This window comes from Mongoliitalea daihaiensis (assembly GCF_021596945.1).
In the GTDB taxonomy this organism is placed as follows: domain Bacteria; phylum Bacteroidota; class Bacteroidia; order Cytophagales; family Cyclobacteriaceae; genus Mongoliitalea; species Mongoliitalea daihaiensis.
This window is the reverse complement of record NZ_CP063779.1, coordinates 4,714,751-4,740,995: the sequence shown is the minus strand read 5'-3', so window position 1 is coordinate 4,740,995 and position 26,245 is coordinate 4,714,751. Positions and strand designations below refer to the sequence as shown.

16 protein-coding genes are annotated in these 26,245 nt (G+C 39.4%); 8 read left to right on the top strand and 8 right to left on the bottom strand.

The annotated features are described in order from the left end of the window. Positions 1 to 89 precede the first annotated feature (89 nt). Entirely contained in the window at positions 90 to 1,202 is a 1,113-nt protein-coding gene (locus tag IPZ59_RS19900; protein ID WP_394800748.1) for a putative type IX sorting system protein PorV2, read from the top strand. Between the two features lie 3 nt (positions 1,203 to 1,205). Further along, on the top strand, positions 1,206 to 6,236 hold the full coding sequence (gene porU2, locus IPZ59_RS19895; RefSeq protein WP_236137778.1) for a putative type IX secretion system sortase PorU2: 5,031 nt from the start codon (positions 1,206 to 1,208) through the stop codon (positions 6,234 to 6,236). A 15-nt stretch (positions 6,237 to 6,251) separates the two neighbouring features. On the opposite strand, the gene IPZ59_RS19890 is transcribed toward porU2, so the two are convergent. Beyond that, entirely contained in the window at positions 6,252 to 6,983 is a 732-nt protein-coding gene (locus tag IPZ59_RS19890; protein ID WP_236137777.1) for a TVP38/TMEM64 family protein, read from the bottom strand. 69 nt (positions 6,984 to 7,052) lie between these two features. On the opposite strand from IPZ59_RS19890, the gene IPZ59_RS19885 reads away from it, so the two are divergent. Next, a complete protein-coding gene (locus IPZ59_RS19885; RefSeq protein ID WP_236137776.1) occupies positions 7,053 to 8,201 on the top strand; it encodes a trans-sulfuration enzyme family protein in 1,149 nt (382 codons plus the stop codon). A gap of 2 nt (positions 8,202 to 8,203) precedes the next feature. Here the strand turns inward: IPZ59_RS19885 and IPZ59_RS19880 are convergent, their stop codons facing one another. From IPZ59_RS19880 to IPZ59_RS19865, 4 genes are read right to left on the bottom strand one after another with little or no spacing between them, the layout of a single operon-like run. Then, on the bottom strand, positions 8,204 to 9,037 hold the full coding sequence (locus tag IPZ59_RS19880) for a hypothetical protein (protein ID WP_236137775.1): 834 nt from the start codon (positions 9,035 to 9,037) through the stop codon (positions 8,204 to 8,206). 3 nt (positions 9,038 to 9,040) lie between these two features. After that, positions 9,041 to 9,988 (bottom strand): Smr/MutS family protein, encoded by a 948-nt coding sequence (locus IPZ59_RS19875; RefSeq protein ID WP_236137774.1) that lies wholly within the window; start codon positions 9,986 to 9,988, stop codon positions 9,041 to 9,043. Then, a complete protein-coding gene (locus IPZ59_RS19870; RefSeq protein WP_236137773.1) occupies positions 9,985 to 11,286 on the bottom strand; it encodes a cryptochrome/photolyase family protein in 1,302 nt (433 codons plus the stop codon). The genes IPZ59_RS19875 and IPZ59_RS19870 overlap by 4 nt, the downstream gene beginning before the upstream one ends. A 44-nt stretch (positions 11,287 to 11,330) precedes the next feature. Further along, on the bottom strand, positions 11,331 to 15,950 hold the full coding sequence (locus tag IPZ59_RS19865; protein WP_236137772.1) for a translocation/assembly module TamB domain-containing protein: 4,620 nt from the start codon (positions 15,948 to 15,950) through the stop codon (positions 11,331 to 11,333). A gap of 13 nt (positions 15,951 to 15,963) precedes the next feature. Between IPZ59_RS19865 and tsaD the strand changes: the two genes are divergently transcribed. From tsaD to IPZ59_RS19845, 4 genes are all read left to right on the top strand, one after another. Further along, the gene (gene tsaD / locus IPZ59_RS19860) at positions 15,964 to 16,968 is read left to right on the top strand and encodes a tRNA (adenosine(37)-N6)-threonylcarbamoyltransferase complex transferase subunit TsaD (RefSeq protein ID WP_236137771.1); all 1,005 of its coding nucleotides are present in this window, start codon (positions 15,964 to 15,966) and stop codon (positions 16,966 to 16,968) included. A gap of 457 nt (positions 16,969 to 17,425) precedes the next feature. Then, positions 17,426 to 17,893, top strand: a complete 468-nt coding sequence (gene smpB / locus IPZ59_RS19855; protein WP_236137770.1) for an SsrA-binding protein — start codon at positions 17,426 to 17,428, stop codon at positions 17,891 to 17,893. A gap of 55 nt (positions 17,894 to 17,948) precedes the next feature. After that, positions 17,949 to 18,464, top strand: coding sequence for an HNH endonuclease (locus IPZ59_RS19850; RefSeq protein WP_236139842.1), 516 nt, complete (start codon positions 17,949 to 17,951; stop codon positions 18,462 to 18,464). 139 nt (positions 18,465 to 18,603) lie between these two features. After that, complete coding sequence (locus IPZ59_RS19845) at positions 18,604 to 20,487, top strand: amidophosphoribosyltransferase (RefSeq protein ID WP_236137769.1); 1,884 nt, start codon at positions 18,604 to 18,606, stop codon at positions 20,485 to 20,487. A 61-nt stretch (positions 20,488 to 20,548) separates the two neighbouring features. Here the strand turns inward: IPZ59_RS19845 and IPZ59_RS19840 are convergent, their stop codons facing one another. The 3 genes from IPZ59_RS19840 to sucD form a co-directional block, all read right to left on the bottom strand. Further along, on the bottom strand, positions 20,549 to 20,947 hold the full coding sequence (locus IPZ59_RS19840; RefSeq protein WP_236137768.1) for a hypothetical protein: 399 nt from the start codon (positions 20,945 to 20,947) through the stop codon (positions 20,549 to 20,551). 86 nt (positions 20,948 to 21,033) lie between these two features. After that, positions 21,034 to 21,570, bottom strand: coding sequence for a menaquinone-dependent protoporphyrinogen IX dehydrogenase (hemG, locus tag IPZ59_RS19835; protein WP_236137767.1), 537 nt, complete (start codon positions 21,568 to 21,570; stop codon positions 21,034 to 21,036). Positions 21,571 to 21,766: 196 nt separating this feature from the next. Next, entirely contained in the window at positions 21,767 to 22,648 is an 882-nt protein-coding gene (gene sucD, locus IPZ59_RS19830) for a succinate--CoA ligase subunit alpha (RefSeq protein ID WP_236137766.1), read from the bottom strand. A 130-nt stretch (positions 22,649 to 22,778) separates the two neighbouring features. Between sucD and IPZ59_RS19825 the strand changes: the two genes are divergently transcribed. Continuing rightward, the gene (locus IPZ59_RS19825) at positions 22,779 to 26,207 is read left to right on the top strand and encodes an ATP-binding protein (RefSeq protein WP_236137765.1); all 3,429 of its coding nucleotides are present in this window, start codon (positions 22,779 to 22,781) and stop codon (positions 26,205 to 26,207) included. Positions 26,208 to 26,245: the final 38 nt, after the last annotated feature.

Genomic DNA, 26,245 nt, shown 5'->3' with positions numbered 1-26,245 from the left:
ATTGGAGATTTATTTTCATGAAAAATTGGATTCTTAAGCGTTTGTTTCTTATTTATTTTTACTTTGCGTATAAGAATTTCAAGTTGCAAATGGCCAGATTGGGGCTCCTATTATGTTATCTTTTCTTCCTAGTTTGTGGAGGACTCTATGCTCAAACGATTGCCCCCAAATATTCAAATGAATTTATGAATATTGGAGTTGGGGCGAGGGCATTGGCAATGGGTGGCGCTCAAGTGTCTTCTGTTCGGGATGTTACTGCTGCTTTTTGGAATCCTGCAGGTTTGCTTGGTATCCGAAATAAGCATGAGTTTACCTTGATGCATGCTGAATATTTTGCTGGGATAGCCAAGTTTGATTATTTAGGCTATAGTACGAGTCTGGATTATGACAATCAGATCGCAGTTTCTCTCATCAGATTCGGAGTAGATGACATCCCAGATACTCGGTTTTTGTATGATGCCAATGGAGCATTAAATTATAATAATATCCAGTTTTTTAATGCTGCCGACTATGCATTGTTGCTATCCTTTGCTAAGGATGTGAGTGATGAATTTAAGTTTGGAGTCAATGCGAAAATCATTCATCGAAATGTAGGCAGATTTGCTCAGGCGTGGGGCTTTGGATTGGATTTAGGGGGAATTTACTTGTTGGATGATTGGAGATTTGGAGTCATGTTGAAAGATATCACCAGTACTTTCAATGCCTGGTTTCATAATGCAGATATGGTCCGTGACATTTATGCTCAAACTAATAATGAAATTCCGGTCAATTCCATAGAACTTACCTTGCCTAGAGCTATCTTTTCTGTCACCCGCGATGTACAGCTTACAGATGATATAGGTCTGCAGGGGGTCTTGGATTTAGACTTTACATTTGATGGAAGAAGAAATACTGTTTTACGGACTAGTTTGGTTTCTTTCGATCCTCGCTTAGGTTTTGAGGTAAATTACAGTAATAAATTCTTCTTGCGCGGAGGAGGTAGTAATGTACAGCGTATCAGAGATTTTGATAATACCATGTTCACTTCTTGGAAGCCAAGTTTTGGATTGGGAGTATTTCTCAGTGATAAGTTTTTTATTGATTATGCCCTTTCCGATATTGGGGGTATTTCTCAGACACCGTATTCACATATTGTCTCAGTGAAAGTAAGTTTGCAGGAATTAGATGCTCGTTACAGAATAAACAAGGGGTGGAAAAATTAGCAAATGAATAAAGCATACTTGATAGGGTTTTTGTTGAATTTGGTCTTGATGCAGGTTGCATTTGGACAAAGTGATTGGATTGATTTTTCCAAAACATACTATAAAATTCCAACCTCTCAAGATGGAATCCATAGAATCAACTTTGCTGCCTTAGCATCAGCAGGAATTAATCCGTCTATCATCAATCCCAACCATATCCGCATGTACTTCAGAGGAGAGGAAGTGGCGATTCATGTGGAAGGTGCACAGGACGGGTCTTTTGATGCCAATGATTACATTGACTTTTTTGGAAGAAGAAATGATGGGACTCTAGATGCTAAATTATATAAAGACCCTAGCCATGTAGGCAATATAGCATACAATACGCACAATGATACGACTGCCTTTTACCTAGCAGTAACACCAGGAGTCAATGGTCGTAGAATGGCTCAACGGGCAGCACCTGCACCTACTGCACCTACTCTTCAGACTTATCAAGATGAGTATTTCGAGGTTTTTGCTGCTCAGTACAACTTAGGTAGAGTTTACAATCCAGGTGTGCGTATAGCCGAATTTGAGGAAGGCCAGGGTTGGATGAGCCCTCCGATTACCCGAACAGTACCATTAAACTTGAATTTAACTGATCTGGGTCCGATACCAGAAAATGGAAGAGCAGTTTTAGAAATAGGTCTAACGGGAAGGTCCGACACACCTCATGTCTCAGTCATTAGCGTAGGTCCCACCTTAGGGAATCTTAGACAGGTGGGCAGATTTGAATACGCAGACTTTCAAGCGATTCATCGGAGTATAGAAATTAATGCAGGCGACTTTGATCGCAATGGGGTTTTGAGAGTTCAGATTGCTAGCCAAGGTCCTCAAGGGGTAGACAATGTATCCATAGCATACCTTAGGCTAACCTATCCCAAAACTGTCGTAGGAGGAGAACGGGACAAACAATTTGTGATTACAGAACCCGGGGTTTCAGCTATAGAGTTTCCCCAAATCCTCGGTAATTATCAAGCCTATGATGTGACAGATCCCTTAAATCCTGAGCGTGTTGCTATTGTCAAGGAGGGGCAGTTGATGCGTTTTCAAGCGCAATCTAGTAATAGTTCAAGCAAAATCTTGCTGCAAAACAACCTGGAAATTATTCCAGTTGGATCGATGGTTCCTACAAGGTTCCGGGACTTCTTATCTAGAAGTGCAGACTTCATTTTGCTTACCCATCGTTCTTTAAGAAGACCTACCCGAACCTATGCGGATCCAGTGGTGGCATATGCAGCCCATAGAGCTTCCCCAGCTGGCGGTAGTTATGATACACTGATTGTCAACATTGATGAGCTATATGACCAGTTTACATTTGGAGAGAAAACCCCTTTGGCCATCTATAAATTCCTTCAGGAATATTATCCTATTCATAAACCCGAACATCTACTCTTAGTAGGGCGCTCTGTAGGGATTTTCGCAACTGCCAGAGAAGGCAATACCAACTTTTTTTATAGGCAGCGTCCGTCCATTTTCAATTTTCAGGATATGATTCCGCCGGCAGGTTACCCTTATGCGGATAATAATTTCTCCATGGGATTGAATCCAGAAGATCCTTACGTGGGGGAAGTTGCTATTGGACGATTACCTGTTAGGAATTCCCAACAGGTAGCGGATTACCTAGACAAGATTAAAGAAAAAGATGCTTTGGGCCATCAAGCGGAGTGGTTGAAAGAAATTGTACACTTAAGTGGAGGAATCAGTGCTTTTGAACTTCAACGTTTTTTTAATTTCCTCAATGGGTTCAAAGATATAGCTCAAGGCAAATTCTTGGGCGGAAATGTAACAACCTACCGGAAACGATCTAATTCTACCATTGAGCTTATAGATATATCTGGGGATGTCAACAAAGGAGTTAACTTAATTACTTTTTTTGGGCATGGAGCACCTACCGTGATTGATATTGAAATCGGGTTTGCATCAGACCCAACAATTGGTTATAAAAATCAAGGAAAGTATCCTATTTTACTTCTAAATGGATGTGATGCAGGGAATGCTTTTGGCAATGCTTACACTTTTGGGGAAGATTGGATTGTGACTCCACAAAAGGGAGCTTCCAATTTCTTGGCACATGCCAGTTTGGGAGTGGATGTTTTCCTCCGAAGATATTCAGAAGCTTTTTATACCAAAGCATTTGCAGATTCTACAATGATTCATCGCCCTATAGGTGTAGTCAAGCGTGAAACAGAACGCTTATTTTACAGACAATTTGGCACCTCTGCTGTGAACCGCTCCCACGGAGAGCAGTTGGTGATGTTGGGGGATCCGGCCGTGCGCATGTTTCCAGCAAACAAAGCGGATTACGCTGTGCAGGAGTCTGAAGTCTTTTTAGGGGCGTTTGAAGGTGATGTCTTCAATGCTTTATCAGATTCTTTGGAGTTAAAGTTTGTGCTCCGAAATCTCGGTATTGTAAACACTGACTCAGTAAACTTCAAAGTCTCCAGAAGATTGCCGGATGGCACGGATATTTCCTATCCTTTAAAGAAAGTAGCAGGGGTTTTTCGAAAAGATACGATCAGTTTTGCCGTACCAAATACAGGGCTTGCAGCTTTTGGAGAGAATAATTTCACCATCGAAATCAATACGGATCGAGTCATTCCTGAAATGACTTTCATGAATAATTCGGTGACCGTAACTAGATTCATTCCTTTAAGTGGCACAATTCATCTGTTGCCAAGTGCCTTTGGAATTGTAAATGAACGGGAAGTTGAATTGATTGCCCAAATTCCAGGGAAATCAATTGAGCAACGTACAGTAGTGGTACAGATAGATACATCACCAAATTTCAACAGCTCTTCACGAAGAGAAAATAGAATTACTACCTCTAATATCTTGCAGTGGAAATTGGATTTATTTCAAAATATTCAAGCAAGAGATTCAGTTACTTTCTATTGGAGGAGCCGATTTTTACAACCTCAAGAAGGCGAAAGTGAAGATTGGACCAGTAGTAGTTTCTCCTTTATTCGTAATGGTCCCGAAGGGTGGACACAACGGGAAGTTGCCGAAATACAGACCAATATATTAGATAATATTGCTTTTGATTCCAACCAACGCAGATGGGATTACCAAACCAATACCTTGGATATAGGGGTGTTTACCTTTGGTAATCAGGCTGATTCATTGACATTTCGTAACACCCAATTTTATTTGGATGGGGTGCCGTACATTTTGGATAATATAAATAATGCCAATTCCCGTCTATGTCCAGATGGTTCTTTGGGATTAGTAGCATTTGAGCAAAAATCATTGACGCCCTACTTAGTAATTCCTGTACCTGGTTTTGATATCCTGGATGGTAGAAGTTGTGGCAGGGTGCCTCAGGTAATACAAAGTATCCGCAATGCTCAGATAAGTAATCCCGGTCAGACATTTTTAATTGATTATATCAATGGCCTAAGAGAGGGGGATTTTGTGGTAATCTTCTCAGTAGGAAATGTGAACTACGAACAGTGGCCCGATGCAGCCTTTCAAAGCTTGCGTCAGGTGGGGGCAAATGAAGCGGTTTTAAGAAATCTAAAAAATGGCGATCCATATATTCTTTATGGACAGAAAGGAATGAGAACAGGGGAGGCTGTAGAAATCGTCGCCCAAAGAGGTATCGAATTGGAGACCAATGAACAAATTATCGAATTTGAAACCTCTGTAAAAGGATACATCACGTCAGGCTCTATCATCACACCTAGAATTGGCCCTGCTTCGGATTGGAAGCTCTTCTTTAATCGCGTCAATAAAAGGGAATGGTTTAATAATGATTTTGCGCATTTTGATGTGATTGGTGTCAGGCCTTCTGGTGAAGAGCAAGTACTATTAACTAATGTCAATGAAAGCTTGGCAGACTTGACTGGTATTAATCCATCCTTGTATCCATTCCTCAGGTTGCGCTATTCCATGGATGATCCAGCTTCGACAGCTCCCGCTCAGCTGAATAAATGGCAGGTAAATTACACAGGCGTACCCGAAGGTGTGTTGATTTTCAAGAACAGAGATGAGCAATTGACACTTCAAGAAGGTTTAGAAACTTCCTTGAATTTTGAGTTTATCAATATCTCAAAGTATGACTTTCTAGACTCCATTCAGGTGGACTGGAAGATTACCAACAACACTCAGCGCACAGTCCAGAATTTCAGCAGAAAATTCCCTGCCTTAGCAGCAGGTGAGCGCATAGAGTTTGCAATCCCGTTTAATTCGATTGGGAGAGGAGGCGAAAATGAAATTGAAGTATTTGCCAATCCACGTATCCTGATGGAGCAGACCTTCAGAAACAATTTGATTGATTTGGGCAATTATATCACGGTAATCCCTGATAATACGACTGCCATTTTGGATGTAAGTTTCGATGGGGTGTATATTATGGATGGAGATATTGTTTCTCCAACAGTAATGATCACTACCTTGCTGAAAAATGAAACCAGCCTGCTGCTCAAACGTGATACTGTTGGTATTGAATTGTTTTTGAGAAAGCAATGTGAAGGATGTCAATTTGGGAGGATTAATTTTTCTGATCCTCGTGTATTCTGGACAGAAGCTACCGAAAACTCGGGTTTTAGAATAGAGATGCGTCCTGGACCTTTGGAAGATGGAATTTATACCCTGCGTGTAGTAACAGATGATCTTGGAGTAGAAAAGCCTTACGAAATCAACTTTGAGGTCATCAATGAGGCAACTATTTCAAACTTTTACCCATATCCCAATCCTTTTAGTACAAGTGTACGCTTTGTGTTTACCGTCACGGGTAATGAGGTCCCTGACCAGATAAAAATTCAAATCATGACCGTAACAGGCCGGGTGGTTCGGGAGATTTTACAGGATGAATTAGGAGCCATTCGAATTGGAAACAATATTACGGAGTATGCTTGGGATGGGAGAGATGAGTTTGGAGATCAACTAGCAAATGGTGTGTACATTTACCGTGTTTTGGTTCGTAAGAATGGGGCATTTGTAGAGTTGAGAAATACAGCGGGAGATAAAGCCTTTAGACAGGGGTATGGGAAAATGTATCTCTTGCGTTAGGTAGAAATGAAATTTTCACACCTGAGATGAATTGCTTTGTTTTTGTTTGCGAGAGGTAAAAATCTTCCAAATTCCAAAGGTGCTGATGCCCAAAAAAACTAAAAATAGCAGCCATTTAGAGAGGGAATCTTCTTCATATAGCGCATCATATAGGTCATTTGCTAGAGTGCCGGTATAAAAAGCCAACAAGGTTCTAGGGAACATACCCAATGTTCCCCATACCAAAAGCTTTTTCCAACCTGTTTTGAGAAAAGCAAACAAGAGATTGGATAAAGCAAAGGGGATCACGGGGCTAATCCGAATGAAGAAGATCAATTGAGGGAGATTTTGAGCATGAGACTCGAGGAGGACAGATACTTTTGGATAGCGATTGATGAGAAAATTCAAGCCATCTTTTGTTACAAATTTACCCCAAGCGTACCCGATTAAAGAGGCGGATGCATAGGAAAGGATCAACCAAGGAAACATTTGCCAACCAAATAAAAAACCTGAAAATACAGCCACCATAGTAGTAGGGAGCAAGGCAATACCCATCACACATACTAAAATCAAGCAAGTAGTCAACATAGAAAGTGGACTACTCCAAGGAAACTGACGGATGAAATCCACATGAGTTAGCATCACTGGAGTCGCTGTCAATGTTCCAATGCTAGGCATTACACTTACCCATAAGACAGCCAAACCCAAAAATAAATTCTTCTGAATCCCAGTTTTAAATTCCTTGATAATGCCTGTCATTTTTGTCATCTTTGATCTCCCGAGCTGCAAGAAAAGAAAAAAAACAGAAGTAAGCCCATAAACTTTCTAAGTTGATTTATGAAATTCGGAACAAAAACTATCCATGCTGGTGTAGAGCCGGATCCAAGTACTGGGGCCATTATGACTCCCATTTTCCAAACATCTACCTATGTACAGCGTTCACTGGGCGATCATCAGGGTTATGAGTATTCTCGTACTCACAATCCAACCCGCACAGCCCTTCAAAATAATCTGGCTGCTTTGGAAAATGGAAAATATGGCTTATGTTTTTCTTCTGGATTGGGGGCTATTGATGCGATTATCAAACTTCTGAATCCTGGTGATGAAGTCATTTCTACCAGTGATTTGTATGGGGGCTCTTATCGGATCTTTACCAAAGTTTTTCAGCGCTATGGAATAAAATTCCACTTTGTCTCTATGGATAATCCGGAATCTATGGAGGCATATATCAACGAAAACACGAAATTGATTTGGGCAGAAACCCCGACCAATCCCATGATGAATATTGTGGATGTCGCTAAAATTGCTTCGATCGCTAAAAAGCATGGAGTACTTTTAGCTGTGGATAATACTTTTGCTACTCCTTTCCTACAAAATCCATTAGACTTAGGTGCTGATATTGTCATGCATTCGGTGACGAAGTATTTGGCTGGACATTCTGATGTGGTGATGGGAGCTATCATCGTCAATGATGATGCATTGGCTGAAAAGCTAGCTTTTATCCAAAATGCATGCGGTGCTATTCCAGGACCACAAGATTGTTTTTTGGTACTCAGAGGGATCAAAACGTTGCATATCAGGATGGAACGACATTGCCAAAATGGGAAGACTATAGCAGCTTTTTTACGCACACACCCTATGGTTGAAAAGGTATTTTGGCCAGGTTTCGAAGATCATCCCAATCATACAGTAGCCAAATCCCAAATGAGAGATTTTGGAGGAATGATTTCTTTTATCATCAAAGGAAACCGTATCGAGGACGCTAAGATAGTCCTTGAGAACTTACATTATTTTGCCTTGGCAGAATCTTTGGGAGGTGTAGAGTCACTATCGGGACACCCAGCTTCCATGACCCATGGCTCTATACCCAAAGAAGAACGAGAAAAAGTTGGTTTGACTGATTCCCTCATTCGCTTAAGCGTAGGAATTGAAGATGCTGATGACTTGAAAGAAGACCTCAGACAAGCACTTGCGAAGCTTTCTTAAGTTTATTGAATGATTTTGTCAAAGAGAAACCTACATTCCTTTTCAACTCGAAGGGTGTAGGTTTTTTTATTTTCCTTCAATCCGGCTAGAAGTTCCAAGTATTTTTTTGAGACATGCTCTTGTTCTGATAAATAGCTGATGATGTGCTGCATGAGCAAATGGTTTTCGTACCATTCCAACAAGTCTCTTTGGAAGGAGGTAAGGTACTCATGAACTGCAGGTACAAAGACGGCATTGAAACCAATTTCAATGCGCAAATTCTCTAAAGCAGTAATCACTCTCACTCCTTCATAAATATCTTTGATCCCTTTGGATGTCAGCTTGTCTTTGTTTTCTAAATTGAAAAACTCTAACTCCTCTTCAATAATTTGAGTAGTCGCGGTATTTATGGATAAAGGTTTGATGCCATGACTGTAGTTGAAAGCTTCTTCATATAAGTCTTCCCAAATTTTTAAAGGAGCTCCGACAATAAGATCGTAGACTTGCGTGTAGAGTTTGTTTTTTTCAAGTAAAAGAAAACGCTCATAGGAATTAAAGGTGGGGGTATTGTCTGTCTTATACAATGCTAACTGCCCGAGGATGATCCGTATATGTTTGACTTTCTTAAGACCTTTAAAAATATCCTTGAATGGAGAAAAAACTTTAAATTTCAGTTGGTCTTCTTTGAAATGTATTTTAGCCAATAGGTCTATGTAAATTTCAAGAAAAATGAGCTTTTGCTCCAGTTCTACGGCCTTTTTGCCTCTGAATTGTTTGCTCAGTGCATTGAAAATAGATTTTCCTTCGTGAAATTGCTGGTGAAAAGTCTGAAATAAGGGGGAAAGTTTACCTTGCATGGGTTATGAGATTCTTACTAAGGTTGCACCAAAGCCAAATGGGCTTTTTTGCGTGTCCTTAAAATACTTAATATTTGGCAATTGACTCAAATATCGGTGAATTTCTTTTCGAAGGATTCCGTTTCCGATACCATGGATAAATGAAATCTCATCCATAGCAGCTGCAATAGCGTAATTCAGGTTTTTTTCAAAAACCTCCATTTGAAGTTTCAACATCTCTGAGTTACTCATCAAACTATGATCTTTAGTCAATTTTTCAATGTGTAAATCTACTTCTTTTGGTGGTTTTGGAAAAGATGGGACTACTTTCGGTTGTATGCTTTGAAGTTCTTGATTGAGAGCAGTAATATCCAACGGTTTTGCACTTGCTGTTATGTTAAATACATAGCCTGTTTTATTCAATATCGGTGCAATTCCTTTACTTTTAAAGAATGCACTTGCTTTAAACTTATACGTTTTGGATACGATAGGCTCTGTTTTATCAATTTTTTTATTGATTTGCACCAGTTGGATCATTAGGTGTGGCCATTCCTCAAAGTCACGGATGTTTTTCTCTGATATTTTTTGGGACTTTGATGGGAGCAAGCTGTCTGCAATAATGGTCTGGGAGTTAGTTCCAAAAACCTCCGACACGATTACCATGTAACTTTTAGAACTGTTGTTTGAAAGGTAGACGGCATGTGCTTGATCGTTCAAGGGGATATAGCTTAGAAAAACTCCGATATCCTTACTGCTGATACTGCTTTGTTTTTCTGACCCAATTACTGGAATTTCTGATTCTTTTTCTCCGAAAATCATCCTTTCGGACGGTGAGACTACCACTACCTCATTTTTCATAGCAGGGATTCTGAAACCGTCCTCTATTTCAATCTCTACTTTTGATCCTGAGATTTTAGTAATCACTCCTTCTTCATTGCCGTGGAGTAAACGTACTCTATCACCTATGTTCATGTATTCAACGCTTCCTTGTATGTACTGATTGCTCTTTCCCTTGCAAACTTATGGTCTACTATGGGCTTCGGGTATGCTGGGGTTCCGTATTCAGGCACCCACTTTTTGATATATTTCAATTCTTTATCAAACTTCTCCGTTTGGGATTCTGGATTGAATACTCGGAAGTAGGGTTGTGCATCTGTACCTGTTCCAGCTGCCCACTGCCAGCCCCCATTATTGGAGGAGAGTTCGAAATCTAAGAGTTTTTTTGCAAAGTATGCTTCTCCCCATCTCCAATCAATCAATAAATGTTTGGTAAGAAAACTCGCTACGATCATCCGAACACGGTTATGCATAAAGCCAGTAGCATTTAATTCCCGCATTCCTGCATCAACGATAGGGTATCCAGTTTTGCCATCACACCACTTTTGAAAATTGTCTTCATCATTTCTCCAAGGTATTTCATCGTATTGAGGTTTGAATGCTTTGTCCACCACTTGAGGATTATGATATAAAATCATCATGTAAAATTCTCTCCAGATCAACTCATTCAGATAGGTAGCATTGAGCTTTTGAACTTCCAAAGCTAATTTTCTAACAGAAATGGTGCCGAACCGTATGTGGATCCCCAGTCGTGAGGTTCCTTTGATAGCAGGAAAATTTCTTACCTGATCGTACTTTTGAATTAAAGCGGTATTGATTTCCAGTGGTGGAATTTGAATCGAGCTTGGCTTGAAACCCATATCCTCCAAACTTGGAACTGGCAAAGCATTGGTCTGGAAAAAGGTGTTTTTTGTTGAGTTTAAGGAGACCAATTGAATGGTGGATTTATTGAATTTCTCTAACCAAACCTTGCTATATGGGGTAAATACTTTGTAAAAGCCACCACTTCCATTGACGATTTCATCTCTTTCAAATATCACTTGATCTTTGAAATCTAGAAACTGTATATTTTTGCTGCTCAAAAGTTTTTGGATTTCTAAATCTCTCGATACCGCATAAGGCTCATAGTCCCGATTGGTGTACACATTGACAATGTCATAGGTGTTCAGTAGCTCCTCATAAACCTCTATCGGCTTCCCGTATTTCACTACCATAGAGCTCCCAAAAGCAGCTAATTCGTTGGATAGGCGTGTGATTTGGTGATGTATGAAACTCACCCTTGCGTCCTCTCGATCATCTAAATCATCCAAGATTTCTCTATCAAAAATAAATAATGGCAGGACATTTTTCTCCTGCGTGTAGGCATGATAAAGTCCTCGATTGTCATCCAATCTAAGGTCTCTTCTAAACCAAAATATACTTACTTTTTCCATGTGGTCTATTTTTTATATAGAATAGGATAGGCTTCAAAAATGTTTTAACGATCCTCTTCTTTTCGAAGGAATACCGGGACGGATGGATTATTTTTTTGAGACTTTTGGAAGTTTTCTTCCAGATTCTCAAGGGGTATTTCTTGCCATTGATCTCCATACTCTTCCCTGAGAAAATCATCGGAATCATTTTTTAAATCCAAGGGCTTTCTTCGTGTTTTGATTCTTTGAATGAATTCTGAAAAGGAGTCGAATGATAAGTTCTGTGAAATCGAAACCCCATACGTTGCGACATTTCTGGCCAAAGAAAGAGATGTAAAGGTATTGAAGTTATTTCGGTTATAGATACGCATACGGTAGCGACCATCCTCTGTCAACAGATATTCTGCTTGCCAATCTCCCGCGATACTGTTAAGATCAGCATTTCCCTGCAAATCTGTAAATCCCCCGTCCCTTGTCACCCGCAAGCGTCCATCCAAAAATGTATAAGCTACCCGCAATTGAAACGTTTCAAGTGCGCTTTGATCTAAATTAGCCAAGTCAATATCTACCTCTAGGTTTTGATCTACTTGCGCTATGAATGAATTCAATTGAGAAGAAAGTAGTTGGCTGAGGTTAGAGGTAGCAATGTTCGATACTCCCGAAAATTGTCCTTCGGGAGAAAGTGACCGCATCATGATGACGGAAAATACTTGTCTGTTTTTTTCTTGTTCATCGTTGGCAATTCTGTTTTGAAACGCTGAAATGTAGGTCTGAAGGTTTCCTTCCGAAGGGAATTGCGAGAAATCAAAATTGAAAGTGATGGCTGGGGAAAGTAGATTTCCTTGCAGATCCATCAGCACTCGAAGAGGCCATCTTCTGCGCATTTGAGGATCATCAATGGTAGCATTGGGGTTATTTTGGAGATTTTGTAAAGATACCGATTCTTGGTAATAGGCTTTGATGTCCATATTTCCTTCAAATGGATCTCCAAACCAAGATATTCTTCCACCAGGTTGCACGACAAACTCTTTGTTGATGATGTTGTATAAAGAAAAATTGTACTTCGCTTCTGTGATTTCATAGTTTCCGTTCATCGAAAAATTTCCCTGCGTATCAATGTTCAACGTAAGTACTCCACGACCTCTACCCTGTATGCTTTCGCCTGTGCGAGGGTCAATGGATATTTCGGCATAGGCATCCGGTGTAAGGTCTAAGACAAAGTTCATTCGAACATTGTTGATTGCCAGCTTTTCAATGGACTCTTCAGTCGATCCCACATTGCTTGAATCTCGTACATTGATGATGTTAATGAAATCTTCTTGTGCTTGCACGGATGAGGATCCGAAGGGGATGAATATCCTAGTATTTGGTTGAGAGGTCGCTTTCGCTACGATATCCAAGTTATTGGCTGCTCCAAAAATCTCTAATGTTCCCGAGGCATAGGCCGTTCCATAAAAAAGATCATTATCGCGGACAGTGGTATTTAGCACCTGAAAGTTTTCTAAAGTGGAGCGAATGTCTAAGATAAAGTCTGAGAAGTAATCGTGTGAAATGCCACCTCGCATTCTGGCTCGATTGCCATTAACATCTTGAATGGTAAGCTCTCGAAAACTGATATCATTCAAGTCCGAAAGGAGATTTCCATCAACTGTGTAGTATGTATTGAGGTAATTTATTAACAATTTTCCTTCATTGACTCTGCCTGAACCTATGATTACTGGGAAATTGATAGAACCTTCAATGCTAAAGTCTCCTGTGACAGTGCCATCAATTTGAGTGATATAATCAGACAAAAACGGCTCCAAAACCGATAAGTTTGCATTATTCAGTCGCGCATTCAATCCAAGGTTTTGTTCGTCGCTTCCAAGGTACCCCTTGACTTCCACTACCTTTTGACCGTTACGGATATTTTCTATTTCTAGGTTGATGTTGGTCTCTGAACTGTAAGTGGATGCAAAAATGTCTCCAACCAAAAAATTGTTGATCAATAGTTCTTGCACCCGAAGTTCTCCCACTACTAGTAAGGATTGATAAAAATTACTGAGTGCAAATTGTCCGTTTGCTACTCCCTGAAATTCCTTGGTACTGAGGGTGTTGAAAAAGTCCAGATTTAATTGATTGATATCTAAACCAAGGACCGCATCAGGGTTGGTGGCGGAAATTTGTCCAGCCAAGGAAATGAATTGACTTTGGTTGAATAGTTTTAAGTTATCAATCAAAATATTGTCAGCCGTTAAAAAAATCTGGTTATCACTGTCAAACCGCCATATTTTATCCAAGATCTTAAATTCAGATGGAGCAAAGATGATTTCTGTGTGGTCTGGGAAAATTGTGATTTCGTTTTCTACACGAATGTAACTACCTGATTGAAGTTGATCTTGGCTGTAAGAAAGATCTACATTGTTTTCATCCCAAAGGGCCTCTATGGCCAAATTATCAAAGGTCAAACCTGAGCGTAATTTTTGGGTTTTGGAATACACATAAAAAGATGCCAATACATCGGAAGAGTTGACTAATTTGGATGTGTTGAAATCGAGATTATTATTGAAGAAAAGGTTTTCTTTGTAATAGATTGTATCTACGCTTGAAAAGAAGTTTAGGATGGTGTTATCAGGAGTTTGATAAAAGGCTCCTTCGATAAGTGTGTTTTTAGAAATAGATACTTGAGGCTCAATCAAATTGATGATTGGATTGATGTCAATAAAATTGAGGTTGATGTCGATATTATAGGGTTCAATCTCTTTTTTCTCTCGAAAAACAAACTTATCTGTAGAATTGCTCAAAATGGCCCAATACTCCGAGCTTAGATCTTGTACATCTGTTATGAGTTGTTCGACTTTAAAATCACCATTGATACTTGCCACCAATAAGTCAGAGTTGAGGGAAATTAGGCGGGCATTTTCTGTAAATAAAGATTGAAAGAAGAAATTGTCGATGTAAAGGTTTCGATCTTCGTAACTTAAATTGATATTTTTGAAGCGAGCAATTCCCTCGATATCATCCAAAGTAATGCCTTTGGTGTCCATTTCGATCTCACCACTTAAGAAAGAGTCCTTTTCCAAGAAATTCAATTCCTTCAAAAATGCAGTATCGATTTTTACAAGTAATTGTATAGAATCCTTCTGTTGTCGAAGGTCTAAGATTCCATCAAATGAGGCTTTTAAATTGGGATCATTTACTTCAAGGTTACCTTTAAATAAGTCACGCCCATAAGTGGCTGCTGTTTGAATGTTTTGATAAGTATAACCATTGACTCCAGCATTCTTAATGTTGGCGTCGATTTCCAAAATAGCACTGGCCAGTGTAAGTCCTCGCCCTTTGATGTTACCAGTAAGGTTTACACGTTGAAATCGATCCCGATCTTCTAGTAGGATACCCATATCCAAGTTCCGTAACTCTATTCTACCATTATATGTTGGTTCATTATTGATTGTCCTGTAATTCAACCTACCGATTAATGTCCCAATGGCTGTACGGAAATTACCATTTGCTGTAAAAAAGTCCAGATACCCTGAGAAATCAGTGTCAAATCGAATGTCTTTGAATTTATCCAGTTCGTTTTGGTTCTCTTTGCTGATGTAGGGTGCTAAATCACTGCTATTAAGCACAGAGTTTACCAATGACATTTTAAAAAATGTCTGGTCTAAATTAGGAAGTCCATCTATGTCAAATTTCCCAAAAAGTGCACTGCGTTGACCAAAACGAATGAGTAATTGTTCGGAAAAGAGTTTTTCGATGGTGCCACTGATTTCCCCGCTTAAGGTGATTTTGTCGTCTATCTCTGGCAATGTTGGTGCGAAGATCTTGAGATCCGGTAAGTGAAGAATACTCTCATCTAACCGAGCTGTAAGTTTTACTTTTTGAGTAAACTTGGATAGATCATCCAGAGATTCGTAACTAAAAAGCAGGTATTCTTTAATTTCCGTTTGATTGGAGCGTAGATACAAGTGATCAAACTCCATATAGGTAGGGGTATAGGTGAAAATTGTTCGCAGCTGTTGAAATTCCAATCCAGAGTTTGCCTCCAAACCCCGCAGGTAATTTAATTGGAAACCGATCTCAGGTCCCTTACTGTAAAATGCATCAGCATCTGCGGTTAGGTTTCTGAAGGTTAAGTTATTGTAATCAAATCCATAGCTTACAGGCGAAGCGCCATAATTAAGGATGTCAACAGATGTTTGTTTAAAATTGATGTTATCAATACTAAACCGAATTGGTTCCTGCCCCGGCTCTCTGGGTGCTCCAGGGAAAAGATCGTTGATGCGTGCTACGAATTCTACGATGTTGAGATAGGACTCTTGAGGGTGGAACAGTAGGCGCACATTGCCTTCCTGCATTTTGATTTGGTCTACGGCTGGATTTTTTCGGTCCAGAAGACCTTTAACAGAAAAGTCAATATAGACCTCCCGCAAATCAATCATCAAACTGTCATGATGGTCCAGTATCCGCACTTCTTCCAAACTGATGGCATCCCACCACCGTATTTTCACACGGTCTATGCTGGTTTTGAAGCCTGTATTTTCACTTAAATAATTTGTAAGGGTTTTGGAAATCCGTGTTTGAACAGCGGGTACTTGAAGCAAGGCGGCCAATAATACGAACAGTAAAACAAGAAAGACTGTTAGCCTTGTGAGTAGCCTCAAGGCTTTCCATAAAAATTCCGTAACTTTCGGCTTCTTTTCCAAGGGTTAATCTCAAATGAAAATAAATATACTCGCCATCGAGTCATCCTGTGATGAAACGTCTGCCGCAATTATTTCTGATGGCAAAGTACTTAATAATATAATCGCAACGCAATCTGTCCATGAAAAATATGGGGGTGTAGTACCGGAACTTGCTTCAAGAGCCCATCAACAGCACTTGATTCCCGTTATACACGAAGCAATTCAATCTTCTGGTATTCCCAAGGAAGAATTATCAGCAGTCGCATTTACCCGTGGCCCAGGATTAATGGGGTCATTGATGGTCGGTGTTTCCTTTGCCAAAGCAATGGCCTTCGCATTGGATATTCCACTGATTGAAGTCAATCATATGCAAGCGCATATTTTGGCTCATTTTATTGAGGATCCCAAGCCAACATTCCCATTTATTTGTCTTACCGTTAGTGGAGGACATACCCAGCTAGTACTCGTTCAAGATTACTTAAAGATGGAAGTCATCGGAGAAACTACAGATGATGCGGTAGGAGAGGCCTTTGATAAGACTGCCAAGTTGCTGGGCTTGCCATATCCTGGAGGTCCTTTGATAGATCGCTATGCAAAAGTTGGAAATCCCAAAGCGTATTCTTTTCCAATATCAGATATGCCTGAATTAAATTTCTCTTTTTCAGGAATCAAAACTGCCGTCCTATACTTCCTAAGAGACCAAGTCAAAGATAATCCAGCTTTTATCGAGCAAAATTTAGCCGATATTTGTGCATCTGTGCAATACACGTTGATAAAGATGTTGATGCAAAAGCTAAAAAAGGCAGCTGTACGCTATAAAATCAAAGAAATCGCCATAGCAGGTGGTGTCTCGGCTAATAGTGGATTAAGAAATGAGCTGAATGTATTTGCAAAAAAGTATCATTGGAATGTTTACGTGCCAAAGTTTGAATATTGCACAGATAATGCAGGCATGATTGCTATGGCAGCACATTTTAAATATAAGAAAGGAGAGTTTGTGGGGTTGGATGTGGTGCCTGAAGCGAGGATGAAGATTTGATAGAAGTGAGAGTCGAGAAGCGAAAACAGACAAAATTAGATACAAGACATCAGAGACAAGAAGTAAGAAAAAAGAGCCAAGGGCCAAAAAAGAAGTGAGAGATTAGACTTTCCTGCGGCGAACAGGAGCGACAGATTAGACTTGTTTACTCTGAACTCACATTTTCATCTTTATCCTTATGTCTGTCCACTCATTTGGAGAAAAAATTAGGAAATTTAAATGTCATCTAGGTTTAAACCCAGCTATGAAATCGTTAGTCCAAGGTTTCAACCCGATGGTGAAGAATCAAAAAACAAGAGTCTGAGTTTTAACTCAGAGTATCGATAGAAAAAAGAAAATGTTTTGGGTTATAACCCAAGCACAAAATCTAAAGTAGAGGGGTTCAACCCTGTGACGAGAAATAAAAAAATCAATAGGGCTAGGTTTCAACCCAAGGAATTTAATTTGATCAAAAGCAATGACAACAAAGAAAAATAGATTTGAAAAAATCATCAATATCAAGAATAAGAAAGCGAGCTTTGAGTTTGAGTTTATTGATAAATATGTCGCTGGGATTCAATTGAAGGGGACAGAGATAAAGTCCATCCGAGAGGGGAAAGTATCCTTGACTGAAGCGTATTGTTATTTTAGAAGGGGAGAGTTGTTCATTAAACAAATGCACATTGCCCCATATTCCATGGCAGCTAGTTATAATCATGATGCGGTGAGAGAGCGGAAGTTGCTGCTTAATAAACAGGAATTGGAAAAAATGGAAGGAAAGTTTTCTGAAAAAGGCTTGTCCATTGTGCCCATTCGGATTTTCATCAATGATCAAGGCTTAGCCAAGGTAGAGATTGCACTTGCAAGGGGGAAAAAGATCCATGATAAGCGGGAAAGTATCAAAGCTAAAGATACCAAGCGGGAGTTAGAAAGAATGAAGTTTTAAAACATTCCTTCTGAACAACAGGTTTTTCCAATCAAAGATTTTATATTAGTGCATGATGGAAAAACGAGTATTGGTGTTAAACTTAGACCATAGTCCCGTAGGTGTAGTCACGGTGCAAAAAGCGCTTGTACTTTCTTTTTTAGATAAAGTAACTACATTGAGTCATTTCGAACATTTAAGTATTCGGACAGTCACACAAGAATTTAAATACCCAGCTGTCATCCGCTTAAACGAGTATAAGAACATCCCTTTCAAGAGCGTTCTATTGAATCGGAATAACTTATTTAAACGTGATAGTAATGAATGCCAATATTGTGGATCTTCGAAAAATCTCACAATAGATCATATTGTTCCCAAGTCCAAGGGAGGAAAAACTAATTGGACAAATTTGATTACCGCTTGTAACCGCTGCAATGTATACAAAGGCGATAAATCTCCTGAGCAGGCAGGGTTAAAATTACGTTCACAGCCATTCAAACCTACCTTGAGTTTTTACTTAGCAGACTATGCTGGCAGAAATGCAGAGGAATGGTTGCCTTTTTTGGATGTAAAAGTATTAAAGACTCAATAAGTTGGTTAGTACTATGGAGTTGGATTTCAAAAGTTTTTTGCTTGCTAACAGAATAAAAGCGAAATCAATTTTTTAAAGGTTCTCTAAACTTCTAAAAAAGAGCTACCTTTGCCACTTCAGGATATTTCGCCCAAATACAATGAGTGATCAAATCAAGCATGAGTGTGGTATAGCCATGATTCGGTTGAGGAAGGACCCTCAATACTACCTAGATAAATACGGCTCTCCGCTGTTTATTCCCAATAAACTCTATGTATTGATGCAAAAGCAAATCAATAGAGGACAAGATGGGGCAGGCGTCGCCAATATCAAAATCAATACTTCTCCAGGAACCAGATATATCAGTCGTTACCGATCGATAGAACCCCAAGCTGTAAACGATATTTTTGAAAAAATTCAAAAGAAATACAAAAAAGCTAAAAAGCAAGCAGGAGAAAAAGGTGTCTTAGATGCCCAGTGGATGAAGGAAAATGTTGCTTTTACTGGAGAGGTTTGGTTGGGTCATTTAAGATACGGGACCCACGGTGAAAACAGTATTGAAACTTGCCATCCTTTCTTAAAACAGAATAACTGGAGAAGCAGGAATCTGGTGATGGCCGGAAATTTCAACATGACCAATGTGGAAGAGCTTTTTGGGAAATTGGTCGAACTTGGGCAGCACCCAAAAGAAAAGACAGACACCGTGACTGTCATGGAAAAAATCGGACACTTTTTGGATGAAGAGAATCAACGAATTTTTGATAAATACAAACACGAGTATTCTAACGAGCAGCTGACACACGTCATCGAAAACGAATTAGATGTAGCCAGGATTCTGCGTAGATCTTGCAGAGATTTTGATGGAGGTTATGCGATGGCAGGTTTGATCGGAAATGGAAGTAGTTTTGTGGTACGGGATCCTTCGGGTATTCGTCCAGCCTATTATTTTGCGGATGATGAATTTGTAGTGGTAGCTTCTGAAAAGCCGGCAATTAAATCCGCATTCAATGTAGCTTACAACGAAATCAAAGAAATACAACCAGGGCATGCTTTGGTAATCAATAAGGATGGTTCTTTTGGAGAACATGAGATTTTGCCTGCACGTGAGCGTAAATCCTGTAGTTTTGAGAGAATCTATTTTTCTAGAGGGACTGACCCAGATATTTACAGGGAGCGAAAGCTGCTCGGTAAGGCTTTGATTCCTCAAGTATTGAAAGCGATTGACTTTGATCTGAAGAATACAGTGTTTTCCTATATCCCCAATACCGCAGAGACCGCATTTCTAGGGATGATTGAGGGGTTGGAGGATTATCTAGCCGCCAAGCGGAAAGAGATTCTACTCGATGGAAAACCTCATTTGGAAGATTTGGAAGAACTTCTGAACTTCCGTCCCCGCGTAGAGAAATTGGTCAGCAAGGATGTTAAATTGCGAACCTTTATCACCAATGACTCCGATCGGGATGCTATGGTTGCCAATGTGTATGACACTACTTATGAAGTAGTGAGAGCTGGAATTGATACCTTGGTGGTAATCGATGACTCCATTGTAAGGGGTACAACTTTGGAAAAAAGCATCTTGACGACCTTAGATAAGTTGAATCCCAAGCGAATTGTGATTGTTTCTTCTGCACCGCAGATCAGGTATCCAGATTGCTATGGCATTGACATGTCCAAAATGAAAGACTTCATTGCTTTCAGAGCAGCTGTGGCTTTGTTAAAAGAGCGAGATATGGAGGATTTGATGGAGCTGGTATATGATAAATGTGCTTCACAACATAATACCAACCAAAATTTTGTTAAAGAAATCTACGAATCATTCACGGATCAGGAGATTTCTGATAAAGTTGCCGAAATCATCACTACTTCTGAAATTCGTGCTGAAGTAAAAGTCTTGTATCAAACTGTAGAAAGCCTAAATAAATGTATTCCAGATCACTTAGGTGATTGGTATTTTACGGGCGATTTTCCAACCTCAGGTGGAATGCGAGTGGTCAATCGTGCTTTTGTAAATTATATGGAGGGCAAAGTGGTTCGAGCGTATTAATAAGTGATAAAAAATTAATAAGGCCTTTCTTTTGACTGTTTCTAGGTCGGGAGAAAGGCTTTTATGTTGGAAATACTTCAGCAATGTATATTTCTAAGGGTTCTCTAGTAAAGCTCCCCCGAACTTGTCTGGATTTTTTATTTTTGAGTTTGATATCCAAAAATAAATTTCCAAGCCTGTTTTTAACTCGTATAGACTTTATTTCTGAGAATGGAATTTCAGAATCACTAGAGCGAAATAAGTAAGCAATAATTATAGCCCCATTTATTAAACATATTGCTACTCCAAGAGAAAACCAGCCATCACTACCAAAAGAATTAAAAATTTGTGAAAAGCCTACAATTATGCCGCATGAAGCAGCAAGTATTTGGTATGTTTTTTCCTTTTTGGCATTGTCCTCAATCAGAATTTTGTCCGTTGTAAAGACTATTTTTCCGTGTTCTGTGTAAAAAGTTCGCATGAGCCTTAAATGAAGAATGATCCTTTAAGCTAAGATATAAAAAGTGTGAAAAAACACAAACTATACTCTTAAAAATAACTACTTATTTACGGCTGATACCATTTTTTCGCAAAGTTCTCTACTGCTGACCAATCGGTATATTCAATAACAGTATTTGGGTCAGTTGGACCCTTTGTGAGCTTCATGATTAACCGAATAAGAAAGCGGTCCCAAAATTTGTAACTTGGATAATTTAATTTGCCTGCAAAAACAGCTGTTTTCGTAGGTTTCCAAGGTATGGATTGGAGAAACTTGATGACATAGGGATTGGTATCGAAACTACTTTTTTCTTTTTTGCGTGCCACTAAATTAACTGAAATAAAAGCAGATATCTTGGAGTTTAACACTCCATGGTAACTCTCGATGAGGGTTGTGATTTGCTTGCTATGCTTTCCATACCGAATACTTGAAGCTAAGATGATTTTATCTGCCTGATGAAGGATTGTTTGAGGTTGATTCAAGTTTGTTGCCGATGTCATGACGACTGATTCACCCAAATCTTCTAAAATTATCCGTATACGGTCGCAGATTTTCTTGGTTTGTCCATCGACAGAGGAATAAATGATACAAGTAGTAGAAGGCATATTTTTTCGGATTTTGATTTGCCTGAAAAATGAAGCGGTTTTTATTAAATTAGGTATTGAGTTTTCAGAATGTGGAAAGTCAATCAATTTAAAAAATTTTTCGGTTTCTTTTGCAATACATAAAAAAACCCGAAGCTAGGCTTCGGGTCTACTATTTCTAAATCTTGGGGATTTCCAAGTATTAGTTGCTATTTGGTTAAGCCTCTACGCCTAAAACCTTAGCCATAACAGCTCCGATTTCGGCAGGTGATTCAGCAACATGGATTCCATTTTCTGCCATGATACGCATTTTTGCAGCTGCGGTATCGTCTGCGCCACCGATGATGGCACCGGCATGGCCCATTCTACGTCCTGGAGGTGCTGTTTGGCCTGCTATAAAACCAACTACTGGCTTTTTGTTGCCGTTTTCACGGATCCATTTCGCAGCTTCTGCTTCATAGTTACCGCCGATCTCACCGATCATGACGATAGCATCTGTCTCAGGATCTTCCATCAACAATTGTACAGCATCTTTGGTAGAGGTTCCAATGATAGGGTCTCCTCCGATTCCGATAGCAGTGGAAACACCCAAACCAGCCTTGGCGATTTGGTCAGCAGCTTCATAGGTTAAGGTTCCAGACTTAGATACGATACCAACTCTGCCTTGCTTGAAAACAAAACCGGGCATGATACCCACTTTTGCCTCCCCTGGAGTAATGACACCTGGACAGTTAGGTCCAATCAAAGTAGCACCTTTTTCTTTAATGTAGGGCTTAGCTTTCATCATATCAGCCACAGGAATTCCTTCGGTGATAGCAATGATAACTTTAATGCCTGCTTCGGCAGCTTCCATAATAGCGTCTGCCGCAAATGCGGGAGGAACAAAAATGATGGATGTATCTGCTCCTGTTTTTTGGACAGCCTCTTCTACAGAATTAAACACCGGTTTTTCCAAATGGGTGGTACCACCTTTGCCCGGAGTCACGCCACCTACTACATTGGTGCCATATTCTATCATTTGCTGTGCGTGAAAGGAACCTTCCGAACCGGTAAAGCCTTGCACGATCACTTTTGAATTCTTGTTGACTAAAACACTCATCTACGGTTAATTTTTAGTTTGTCACAAAATTAAAAGAATACAGCCTACTGCAAAAAGAAATGATAAACATTATCCATATAATTTTCACTTCCCATAACTTTTTCTAATTTAGACGGGATTCCAAGTCATCATGCGGTTTATTTTCCTTCTTGTTTGTACACTCTTTTGGAGCTTTCAAATCCAAAGTCAATCGTTCACCTTCAATCAACAGATTCGAGGGGTGGATTTACCATCCGAAACCATCAACGGTCTTTTGCAAGACTCTAAAGGAAGAATGTGGTTTAATACTGCTATGGGTGTATTTTACTCTGATGGCTTCTCGAGTTACCCCATCCCGAGTGAAATACAAACCCAGCTGAGTAATGATGTGGGTATGTTCCTCGATAAGGATGGCTGGATTTGGATATTTAATCGAACAAAATCCACTAAAATCTTTTTCTATGATCAACGCAATTGGAATGAATTAGAATTGCCTGAAGGTGTCGTAGATCAAGTGGCATCCTTGTATAAACGGATGGTTGTCTTTGGCTCGAAGGAAAAGAAGAAAGTGGTACTCATGGACGATCAGAAACTTTACCTGTTAGACAGGTTAGGATCTAAATGGGGATCATTTGAGCTATCCTTTGAAGAAGTTGGTTTTTTTGCTTCTCATTGGGAGGATAGTGATGATCAATGGTTGCTCTTCGATAAATCGGTCATTTCAATTCAAAATAATCAACCTCAGTTTATCTCCTTGGATAATCCCTTTGGAGAAGAAGGTGTTTTTCACATCGCTAAAGAGAAAGATACTTATTTTTTCTTGGGGAGGAATTTTTTGGCCAGTGGGAGCTCGAGTACCCGCTTGGAAAAAATATTGGTGGAAGGTTTTGAGGAACCGAAGTATACTCACGTAGATTTCTCCTTTATGCAAATTCACAAGGGAAAAGTTTATTATTTCTTCAACTCCTCCCTCATGCAGTATGACCCTAGTCTTGATAGAGTATTAAAAGTCGAGACTATGCAAAGCTTACGATCGTATAGCTTGACGGATGCTTTGGTAGATCGGGAAGATATTATCTGGTTAGCATCTACGCGTGGACTAGTAAATGTTTTTTCGCTAATGTTTGTCAATTACAACAAAAAAGAGTTTTTAGACGATGAAATTACTGCCATTCATGTACTGGATGAAAATCGCTATCTTTTAGGTTTTAATAACGGTCTACAAGTTTGGGAAAATAATCAAGTACAGACGCTTCAGTATTTTCCAGAGCTAATAAGTCAACCAAAAAACCGGATCACCAATATAGTAGCTGATAAAGTTGGGCAAGTGTGGATTTCATCTAATCAACAAGGAGTGGGCAAATATTACCCGAAAACCAGAAAGTTTCAGTTTTTTAATACCCTTGAAAAAGAAGAAGTTATCGGCGTATTTCCAATTAAGGACTCTGTTTATATCAGTGCCAAAAATAGGCTGTATGTAGCCTCGGTTTGGGACGAAGGGGAAAGGTTGTTTAGCAGGGATATTTCAGACGATTGGAGGAAATACAGTGGTTTGAAGGAGTTTTACATTCGAAAAATCGGTCCCTTGGACGACGGTAGATTGATGGTGTTGTTAGGAGGAAATGTCTATACAAATGACTCTATATCTTCGACCTCTAGTAAGCTTTTTGTAGTAGGGTTTGATTATATGGAATTGGATAGTGCAATTCTTATTGGTACTGAAAAAGGCCTTAAAATATATAATGAAAAAGGCCTTAATGATTTTAACCTGTATGGCCAAAGGATACTCAGGCCAGTATACGCATTAAAGAAAGATCTGAAAGGGAGAGTTTGGGCAGGAACTGATAAGGGGATGTTTGTAATTGATGAATCTACCATCAAAAACTATAGTGAACGGAGTGGTTTGGTAGGATCAGAAATCAATCGTGGTGCTTTAGCAAGAACTCCTAGTGGGCAAATGCTTATCGGTACGCATAAGGGGTTATCTATATTTTATCCAACAGAGGAAAATCTGGAAGTTCCTAAGCCTTTCTTAGAAATCACCTCATTAGCGATGTTAAACTCAGATGAAGAAGATTTGGATCTTCGCAAAATTTCATCTTCCAATAATTTTATTGAAGTAGCTTACATGGCGCCTTCATTTTTGCAGAGTTTGGATTACGTTGTGCATTACTACCTTGAAGGTTTTCATGAAGATTGGATACAAGTCACCAATCCTCGGACAAATGCGATTACGTTCAGCAATCTCCCCCCAGGAACTTATCGTTTTCATATGAAGATCAGTTTGGGAAATATAACAGAAACAGGTATTGTATCTTCTCAAGAATTTGTGGTCCTTAAACCAGTTTACCTTCGCTTGTGGTTCATTTTGATGGTATTGGTGGTTTTCTTTTTTATCGGCTACCTGGTGAGTACTTTATTAACCCAGTTTAAAGAAAAAGGAGTCCTTAAAAAGGCAATTGATGAGAAAATTTTAGAAGCCTCTGTTACTGAAGATCAGTTTAAGAATGTTTGGATGAGTTCTAAAGATGGATTGTCCTTGACAACAGAAGAAGGAAAAATAATAGCTGCAAATCCTGCCTTGGAAAAGATGGTTGGTATTTCAGAAAAAGTATTGGAGGAAGCGTATTTATGGGATATTTTCTCCGACTCCTCTTATTATGAAAAGCAACGCAAGTACATCGAAGAGTTAATCATTCGTCAAAATTCCACAACTTTTAGTTTAGAGATGAATATGCCATTCTTTACAGGGATGAAGGTGATTGATTATTTTTCAACAGAATTAAAATCTGATTTTAATGGGAAAAAAGTTTTTCTCTCCGTATTTACAGATATCACAAAACAGCGGCAACAAGAGTTGCGACTTCAAGCAGCAAAGGAAAAAGCTGAAGAAGACAGCAGGTTGAAAACGAGCTTTCTTTCTAACATGAGCCATGAAATCAGGACACCATTGAATGGTATTTTAGGGACAGCGGAGCATATCATGCTAGAAAGAGCGGAGGAAAAGGATTTGGTTGATCAATTAGAAATTATTTTGGAATCCGGAGAGCGTTTGCTTCATACGATCAACAGCATCTTGGATCTTTCTAAAATAGAGGCCAACAAAATGGATCTCACTTACAAAGAGACTAATATCAATGATTTTGTAGCCAAAATCTTGCTTCCTCTCAAAGCACTAGCGATGAAGAAGGGATTGTTGTTGACGGCAAAATACGAGCAGCAACCTTTGGTGGGTAAAATTGATCAGCGCTATGTAGAAATGATCATTAATAATCTGGTAGGCAATGCTATTAAGTATTCGGAGCAAGGTTTGGTCTCAGTAAAAGTGAGCAAGCAAGCGGGGAATTTATTGATCAAAGTTGAGGACCAAGGTATAGGGATGAGTGAGGAATTTAAGTCTCGCTTATTTCAACCCTTTGAGCAGGAGAGTGATGGTTATATCCGTCAATTTGAAGGTTCGGGTCTTGGCCTAGCTATTACCCACAGTTTGATTGCCTTGATGGGTGGGAGTATTGACCTGCAAAGTAAAAAAGGGGTTGGAACGATGGTGTTGGTGTTCCTTCCTTTGGATAAAAACTAGTGTTTTTTAATACCATCAAAACTCGTAATTTGCACATC